This is a genomic window from Parabacteroides caecihominis, from assembly GCF_023656785.1.
Classification (GTDB): domain Bacteria; phylum Bacteroidota; class Bacteroidia; order Bacteroidales; family Tannerellaceae; genus Parabacteroides; species Parabacteroides segnis.
Window position 1 is genome coordinate 1 of record NZ_JAMOKS010000077.1, and the last position, 7,859, is coordinate 7,859.

6 protein-coding genes and 2 pseudogenes are annotated in these 7,859 nt (G+C 54.4%); 1 reads left to right on the plus strand and 7 read right to left on the minus strand.

Annotation, left to right across the window (positions count from 1 at the left end; genetic code table 11):
• The 3 genes and pseudogenes from NBH14_RS28380 to NBH14_RS28390 all read right to left on the minus strand — a co-directional run.
• Positions 1-1,169, minus strand: a pseudogene (locus NBH14_RS28380) (fimbrial protein); the annotation flags it as partial.
• Positions 1,156-1,479 carry an HU family DNA-binding protein gene (locus NBH14_RS28385; RefSeq protein WP_186962062.1) on the minus strand — a complete coding sequence of 108 codons (324 nt, stop codon included), beginning with the start codon at positions 1,477-1,479 and terminating at the stop codon, positions 1,156-1,158. The gene NBH14_RS28385 and the pseudogene NBH14_RS28380, both read right to left, overlap by 14 nt.
• Positions 1,479-2,837, minus strand: coding sequence for a hypothetical protein (locus NBH14_RS28390; RefSeq protein ID WP_250817996.1), 1,359 nt, complete (start codon positions 2,835-2,837; stop codon positions 1,479-1,481). The genes NBH14_RS28385 and NBH14_RS28390 overlap by 1 nt, the downstream gene beginning before the upstream one ends.
• Between NBH14_RS28390 and NBH14_RS28395 the strand changes: the two genes are divergently transcribed.
• The gene (locus tag NBH14_RS28395; protein WP_250817998.1) at positions 2,805-3,221 is read left to right on the plus strand and encodes a hypothetical protein; all 417 of its coding nucleotides are present in this window, start codon (positions 2,805-2,807) and stop codon (positions 3,219-3,221) included. The two genes, NBH14_RS28390 and NBH14_RS28395, sit on opposite strands and share 33 nt — an antisense overlap.
• 124 nt (positions 3,222-3,345) lie before the next feature.
• Here the strand turns inward: NBH14_RS28395 and NBH14_RS28400 are convergent, their stop codons facing one another.
• The 4 genes and pseudogenes from NBH14_RS28400 to NBH14_RS28415 all read right to left on the minus strand — a co-directional run.
• A complete protein-coding gene (locus NBH14_RS28400; RefSeq protein ID WP_186962060.1) occupies positions 3,346-3,528 on the minus strand; it encodes a hypothetical protein in 183 nt (60 codons plus the stop codon).
• Between the two features lie 115 nt (positions 3,529-3,643).
• On the minus strand, positions 3,644-6,460 hold the full coding sequence (locus tag NBH14_RS28405; protein ID WP_186962059.1) for a hypothetical protein: 2,817 nt from the start codon (positions 6,458-6,460) through the stop codon (positions 3,644-3,646).
• A 46-nt stretch (positions 6,461-6,506) separates the two neighbouring features.
• Positions 6,507-7,421, minus strand: coding sequence for a FimB/Mfa2 family fimbrial subunit (locus NBH14_RS28410; RefSeq protein WP_250818000.1), 915 nt, complete (start codon positions 7,419-7,421; stop codon positions 6,507-6,509).
• A 37-nt stretch (positions 7,422-7,458) separates the two neighbouring features.
• Positions 7,459-7,859 (minus strand): annotated as a pseudogene (locus tag NBH14_RS28415) (DUF3868 domain-containing protein); the annotation flags it as partial.

Consider the following 7,859-nt stretch of genomic DNA (forward strand, 5'->3'; position numbering starts at 1 on the left):
TCATAATCGTCGATATTACCTTCGTCCGTCCAGTCTTCCACGTTGATCGTGAAGTCAAGATGATATTCGTCGGCTTTAGTGATATTGACCGTGTAGCGGTGATTCTGGGATACTTCTATATAGTTGCCATCCCCTTCGGGCTTGAAAGGGACTTTATAGGTGACCGGGACATTTTCGGTCTGGTTGGCGGCATAGGTCCCCGATAAGACCAGGTAACCGCCATCTCCCATCGGGCTGGGCCAGGTATAGAAAGCACCAAGGCAGTTACCTGTATTTGCTTTCTCTCCATCGAACGGACGGGCGGGATAGGTAATCAGATCGCCGGCAGCAGCGGTCGGCAAAGTGCCCGTTACCTTCAAAGGAAAGAAACTTACTCCCTTACGGCCATTCGCCATGCTGACCGATTGGATCGTGAACTTAGAGGTGGCAGCATCATTCACGATATCGAAACGAGCCACCGAACGGGTCAGGCGGAAACCCAGTTGCAAACGTGCCGAGACTGAGAAATCGGTCAGGTCGAGCGGCGTAGCATAGGCTCCGGTCATGGGTAACGGGGTTTTCAGTATGTCGGTTGCCGATGCGGGGTCGAGTTGGATACTTTTGAAGAGCAGGAAATCAGACTCGGCCGGGGTTCCTTCCGTGACGGTGTTACCCGGTTGTCCCGGATTCGATTGCACGAGCGGGATAAAGCCATTAAACGCAGCATTGGTGGCCGGATCGATCAGCTTGCTTTGGTTGGCGATGCAGTAGAGTTTGACAAACAGGCCTTTCTTCAGGGATAAAAGGGCATTCGTCTGTTTGCCGTCGCTACCGACTGCCGTCAGTTCCAGAGGCGTGACATCGAAACCTGCCGGAAGGTCGCTGCTGCTTTCGCGGTAGCTGAAACGTTCCTGGTAGGTGTAGGTTCCATTCTCGGTCGTACTGCCGAAGACGTAGATGTCGAGCGACGAGATTTTATTCTCTTCGGCTGTGGCGATCGCATCACCGGCCTTGGTCTTTACGACCGACAATTTGTTTTTTAGCGTCAGCATCACTTCACGGCGGGCCTCGCTCCCGGAAGGGTCCGGGGCGGGCGTCTGGCGCTGTTCTTCCGTCTCGCTGGTGCAGGACGCCACAGAGAGAAGCAGGGTAAACAGGCTGATTCCATATAACTTATTAAATAGTCTCATCTTTATTTTCATTTGTTGATTGACAATCATTCTTTTTCTCGTTCAATGCGGCCAGCAGGAATTTGCCGGGCTTGAACTTCACACTGACACGCGCCTCGATGCGGCAGGTCTCACCCGTTCGGGGGTTACGGCCTGTCCGTTCGGTCTGGCTCCAGGCAAAGAAAGTGCCGAAGCCTTGCAGCGTGAGCCGTTCACCGGACTGCAATGCGTCCGAGAGAACGCCCTCCCAGGCGTTCACAATCTCAACGGATTGGGATTGGGTCAGGGAGAGGCGTTCGGATAGGGATACTACTAGATCATGCTTATTCATCAGATGGATGGGGAGGCTTCTTTTAGTTTCACATTCACTGTCGTTTTCGCACCTGTTACCGTAGAGGTAAAGGTCAGCGTAGTCGTGTACGTCGCATTATCCTTTGCCGCCGGCAACGTTACTGTATAGACTCCTTCGGCTTCCGCAGAGCTGGCGGGAGATACCTGAATCCAGTTATCCGTCGAGGCGACACTGCTTCCGGTCTCGGGCGATTCGCCCGGTATGGCAACGGCTGTTGCTTTCAGCTGGACGGCCTGTCCGTTCTCATTCAGAAGCGTCACTGTTCGGGTGGTCGCATTGTAGGTATTGGTATTGCCTTCTTCGGCCACCAAGCTGATCTCCGGACCGGTCTGGTCTTTCGGTACAACGATTACATCCAATGTCTTACCGCTGGCTACATTGGTAAGCTGGATGGTTACCGGGCGGAAATTGCTCATGCTGCCGATACCGTCCGCCGTCTTATACGTAAATGTGGTAAGCATGGAGGCTTTCGTCGTGTTCGTCCTCTCACCATCTATGACCAGCCATTCGTCACCACCGGCATAATCCAGTTTCTCGGTGATGCCCTCCACCTTCACATTGTTCGATGCGATGGTAAAGGCCAGTGTTTTCGAGACTTCGGCAGTCATCATCACCCTGCCGTCCGCGAGCAGTTTCACTTCCGTACTATTGCCTGCATCGGCCAGGGCCAACGCATCTTTGGAAAAGTCGTTATCCGGCTTGTAATTGTCGACTGTGCCCTCGTCCGCCCAGTCAGCCACATTCAGCGTGAAGTCCAGATGGTACTCGTCGGCATCGGTGATCTTGACCATGTAACGGTGGTTGTGCGCCACTTCGATATAGTTACCCGTCTCGTTGCCTGCAGGTTTGAAGGGGACCTTGTAGGTGACCGGGATATTGTCGGTCTTGTTGGCGGCATAGGTGCCGCTCAGGATCAGGTAACCGCCATCGCCCACCGGACTCGGATAGGAGTAGAAAACGCCTGTTCCTTTGGGGCTCGCGGTTGTCTGGTCGGCTACATAGTCGCGGACCGGATAGGTGATCAGGTCACCGCCAGCGGCCGGCTCGGTTCCCAGAACCTTCACCGGAAAATAGGTGGCGCCGGTACGTCCGTTACCCATACTCACCGATTCGATGGTGAACTTCGATTTCGACGCGTCGTTCTCCACATCGAAACGGGCGACCATACGGGTCAGCTTGAAGCCCAGTTGCGTACGGGCGGAGACGGAGAAGTCGGTCAGGTCGAGCGGCGTGGTGTAGGCGCCGGTCATTGGCAGCGGGGTTTTCAGGATATCGGTCGGCTCGTCGGCTTTCAGGACTGCGGTATGGAGCGCTTTGAAGGCTGTCTCGGTCGGCACACCGGGGGTGACGACGTTATCCAACTGGCCGGGTTTCGTCTGCACCAATGGCTGGAAGCCGGCGAACTCTGCGCCGGCAGCGTCGATCAGTTTGGTGCTGTTGGCGATACAGTAGACTTTGACGAAGAGGCCTTTCTGCATTTTCAGCAGGGCGGTCGAGTTGTCGGCTCCCGTATTCAAGGTGAAACTGGTGGCGTATTCGCCGTCAACGGTCTGGCGGGCGTCTTCACGGTAATAGAATTGTTGCAGGAAGGTGTAGTCGCCTCCCTCCGTCTTGGAACCGAAAACGTAGACGTCGAGGCTATAGATATGGTTTTCCTCCACCGTAGCGATCACATCGCCGGCTTTCGTTTCGACAGGGCTGACTTTCAGCTTGTTTTTTAACAAGACAAGGACTTCACGGGTATTGTTTGCCGATGCCGTGCCTTCGTCGGGAGGCGTCGGGGTTTCCAGTGTGTTTTCACTGGTGCAGGCGGCCAGCAGGAGGCTGGCGGCGATGCAGGATAGCTTATATTTTATGTTCATGATTCTTTTTTATTTGTTGTTGCCGGTTTGCCACCGGACGGGCCTTCATTTCTTTTGGCTTGATCCAAAAGAAACGAAGCAAAGAAAAGATCAAGGCTGCACCGGCTTCGCTACTCTGGTGAAAGACTACGCTGTCGTCTGTGAACTCGCTGCGCTCAAACAGCACAGCCTCCGGACGCTTCGTCTTTCACCTTCGTTTTACGCTCACCCGCTGAAGGCCTTTCAAAGAACGCTCGGCGTTCTCTTGGGATGGCCGATACAGCCTGCGAGGACATCAACGATCAATTTTTGTTTATCGTTATAGTCTTTGTTTTATAACTATTATCGGTATCTACCTTATTTGTTATAGTAATAACCACCGCATCAGTTGTAGCACCGGCATCATCCCTGAAGCCGATAACTGCTTCTCCTGTTGTTCCGTCACCGGCATCCGCCAACTCGGTAGGCTTCTTACTGGGGGTAACTCCCAACCATGAAGTTGCGCTGACCGCATCGTAACTAATCGTAGAACCGATCGGACCGGTTACCGTTACTTCGAATGAACCGCCGTCTAAAGTAGTATAAGCGACATTGATAGCATCTCCTGCTTTCGTTGCAGCGGTATTTGTATCCTTGGTTACACTAAAATCCAAAGTCGGGTCCAACCATGTAATCGTCAGTGTTGCCGTACGGGATTCGTCACTGCTGTTTTTAGCGGTGACAACGGTTGTGGCTCCGGCTGTAAACTGGGTGGCATCCGTTACTTTGACCTCGTAATTATCGTCGGATTCTTTAGTCATACTCAGACCGGTGACACTGGTAAAGGCGGCTGCTTCATCACAGGTCATTTTTACATAGACCTTGCTGCCGTCAGCTTTATACATGTCGACTGTTGCTGTGCTTGCGTCAGGGAATGAGACCGTTCCGTTAAAGTCGCTGGCTGTTCCTGCTGTGGCGGCTTCCAGTTTGGGTTTGCTGGCGGCCTTGTTCAGCGTGACGGTCAGGTTGGCTGCTCCCGACAGGGCATTGGTAAAGAGGATGTCGAAGTCATCGAAGTTGGCTGGGGTGCCGCTTTTGGCTGCAACCGTATATTCGACATAGCGGTTACCGTCGGTATTCGCCCAGGCATGGTTTTCGGTGATTGTCAGCCACGGACAAGCCAGGCTTCCCGCTGTAAGGCCTTGCGGGGCATTTACCTTGAAGGTGAAGTTTCCGGTGGCCAGAACATCCAGATCGACCTTGATCGTATTGCCGGTCACATCGGCGGCATTGTTCGTATCGGTTCCTTCTTCCATGGTCATGCCCGGTTCGGTCAGGGTTACGGTCAGTTCGGTTTTAACGTCACCCGCTTCCTTGTTCTTGAACGTGATTTTCTGTTCGCCCTCCGTCAGATTGGTTACATTGTCGATCTTTACCGTGTACACTGTCGTATAGCCATTCGTTTCACCGGCCTCCGCGCTGAATCCGGCAGGGACTTCCACCGTTACGCCTTCGATACACATGGCTTCCACTTTGATAAGGCTGTTATTGAGCTTATACATCGTGGCGGTAGACGCTGCCATATCCACAGCGTTTCCGGTACTGTGTCCGTTTGCCACCTCTTTCAGGGACGGGGCGGCCAGCGGGCCGTAGAATGTCAGCGTGGTCCACAGGTCGGGATCGTAAGAGGCGGCGTCGTTGATGAAGGTAACGTTTACAGGTTGTTTTCCCGTTGCATCGGTAGATTTGAATACGAATGTCGTATACCATATGCCGTCCTTCTCTTCGTAAGTCGGGGCGTCGAAAGTCAGCCACGCATCGGGTGCCACATCGGCTTTGGTTGCCGGAGCTTTCTCTGCACGGATTTTACCGGTTGCCGCAAGGGTGGTCTTAAAGGATTTTCCATCCACTACCTTAAATTCCGTGGTGGAAGTTGCTCCCCCGGCATAGGTTACTGCGACCGGGATATCTCCTGCATCACCTCCGGTGGCAGCGGTAAATCCGGTGGCGGCATCGAATACAGGTGCGTCATTCTCAGGTTTGACTATCACACCACCGCCCGAAGTCCAGTCTTCCACTTCGAAGGTGGAGAAGATGTTCGATTCGGTTACGTCCGTGATGTGCAGCTTGTAACGGCTGTTGGCATTGATGGCGATGTAATTGGCGGGGTCTGTAGGGGTGGCGTCTTCAGGGGTTTTGACGATAGGGATGTTGTAGGTCACATCTATCGGCTGGCCTGTAGACGGGCTGCTGTAGGTACCCTTGATGATCAGGAAGCTCTTGTCCGTGGCCAGGTTCGGATAAACGTAGAGGGCACTTTCAAGGGTCCCCTGGTTGGCGTTCTCTCCTTTGTATTCGACGTCGGCATAGGTCATCACACCCGCAGGAGGCGTTACCTCTGCCAGAGCCGCACCAAACAGGGAGGCGTTCGGACGGCCCTGTCCCAAAGCGATATGCGTGATGGTCAGACGGGAGGTAGCCGTCGTGTTGTCGATGTCGAAACGGGCCACGATACGTTTCAGCGTAATGGCAACTTTAGAGACGCTCCCGCTGATCTTCGTTTTCTCCATTCCCGTCATGGCCAGGGGAGTCTTGATGATACCGTCCGCTGCCAGATTGGCCGTATAGGCGGCTTTGAAATCGGCCAGGTCGGTTGCCGCAGCGGCATTCTGGGGCGCACCGTTGGCATCGACCGTTATGGCGGTCAGGGCGCCAAAAGCACTTCCGTCACCTTTAAACAGGTCGTCCTGGTTCGCCACACAGACCAGTGTCAGATACGGAAGGCCTTTCAACTCTCCGGGTTTGATAGAGGCCTTATACGAAGAGCCCGACGATTGAAGGAGGAACTGGTTTCCGGTTGGGGTTGCATCCGTCTTCGACCAGGTTTCCATGTAATAATACTCGTCATCGCCCGCTTCCGCTGACGACGAGGCAAAAAGATAAACCTTCAGGTTCTTTATCTCATTCTCACTGTTGGAAGCGATGGCCTTCGTATATTCCTCGCTCTCACCGCTCCCGCTGAACACCAGCTGGATCTCACCGGCGGCTCCGGACGGGCTCTCCGTCGTGCCGTCATCATTTGTACAACCGCTTCCCAAGCCGGACAGGGCCAGAAGCAACATTAAATACGTCTTTTTCATAACTACTCTTTTTAAGTGAATACTATATGTTGAAAAATCTCTTTCCTTAGCCGATCGCACCGCCTTCGTCCCAATCCGATTCCGTCACTTCCGTGACGATGATCTTATCGGCGTAGACCGTGACCAGGATTTCGAACTCCTGCTCGATGTTACGGTCCATATCCATCGGCTTTTTAGCAAAAAAGCGGTACAGGTCCAGATCGCCGACGATACGTTCGTCGTTACGCCACAGGCTCCATAACTGGTGCGTGCCCGAGGTATAGCGGAAAGTGACGAACTCGCCCGTCACTTCGCCGTCGTAATTCATCGAGGCACGGGTCTCGTGGTTGGTACGCGAGGTGCTGATGTATGGGACCGTATACGAACCGCCCTCCGGCTGTTCTTCACTCTCCCAGCCTTTCACAAAGCCATACCCCGAGGCGATCCCCTTCATCCGCATCCGGTAGGTGCCGCCTTCCGCCGGTGCATCCGCCATCCATTGCACCGTCACATGCAGCGAGGCATGGGCATGCGAGAGGTAAACACGGCGCCGGAAGCTCCGGCCTTCCTCCACACGGAACGTCAGGTTGCCGTAATACAGCCGACCGGTGTTCGTCCGGTATCCCGGAGGGGCACCGGATGTGACGGCACTCAATGCCATATCGGCCAGCTTCTGTCCAGATACCGGCTCTATAGCCAGGCCGTCACTGCCGTCGTCCGCCAGGTTGCCCCAGAGGACGACCGTATATTCACCCGCTGCCAGGTTGCCCTGCCAGCTGCGGATACTGTCGCCACGGAGGGTTTCGACGCCCAGCAGTTCACCTTCGCTGTCGAACAGGTACTGCCGGAGGTTGTCGACGTAGACCGGCAGCTGGTTCTCGCTACCGCTGCCTGCATACCAATAGTCCAGACGGGTATTGTAGGGACAAACGCCGGGTTCATCTCCGAACGTGCAGCTTGATTGTAGTACTGTCAGTATCATAAAAATCAAATGCTTGAAATATGTCCGGGACCGTTTCCTATTCATCGCTTTCCAAATAACTTTCTGCTATCTCCAGATTCTTCCGTGCCTTGCGGGGCTCCACACCCACCGCCTTACGGAACCACACGGACGCACCGGACGGGTCGCCTTCCATCAGCGTCAGTACGCCCAGGTTGTTCCAGGCACGCGGGTCCGCCTCCACCTTGCGCAGATAATCCCAGGCCGATGTAAGGTCGCCCGTCAGCATGACAGCCGAGGCCGCATTCACATTCGCCACCACATCATCCGGAAAATGAAAGGCGGCTATCTCGTAGACTTCACGGTATTGATCCGTCCCGGGACGGTAATAGCGTGCCACGGCATATATCTCCTCCAGGCTCAGCAGGTCAGGATGCGTATAGATCAGTTCTGCCGCTTCGTCGCCCTCCACTTTGCGGA

Coding starts and splice junctions, on each gene's coding strand:
- NBH14_RS28395 (WP_250817998.1), top strand. CDS start 2,805: ATGGAGCGCTTTGAAGGCTGTCTCGGTCGGCACACCGGGGGTGACGAC.
- NBH14_RS28385 (WP_186962062.1), bottom strand. CDS start 1,479: ATGAATAAGCATGATCTAGTAGTATCCCTATCCGAACGCCTCTCCCTG.
- NBH14_RS28405 (WP_186962059.1), bottom strand. CDS start 6,460: ATGAAAAAGACGTATTTAATGTTGCTTCTGGCCCTGTCCGGCTTGGGA.
- NBH14_RS28410 (WP_250818000.1), bottom strand. CDS start 7,421: ATGATACTGACAGTACTACAATCAAGCTGCACGTTCGGAGATGAACCC.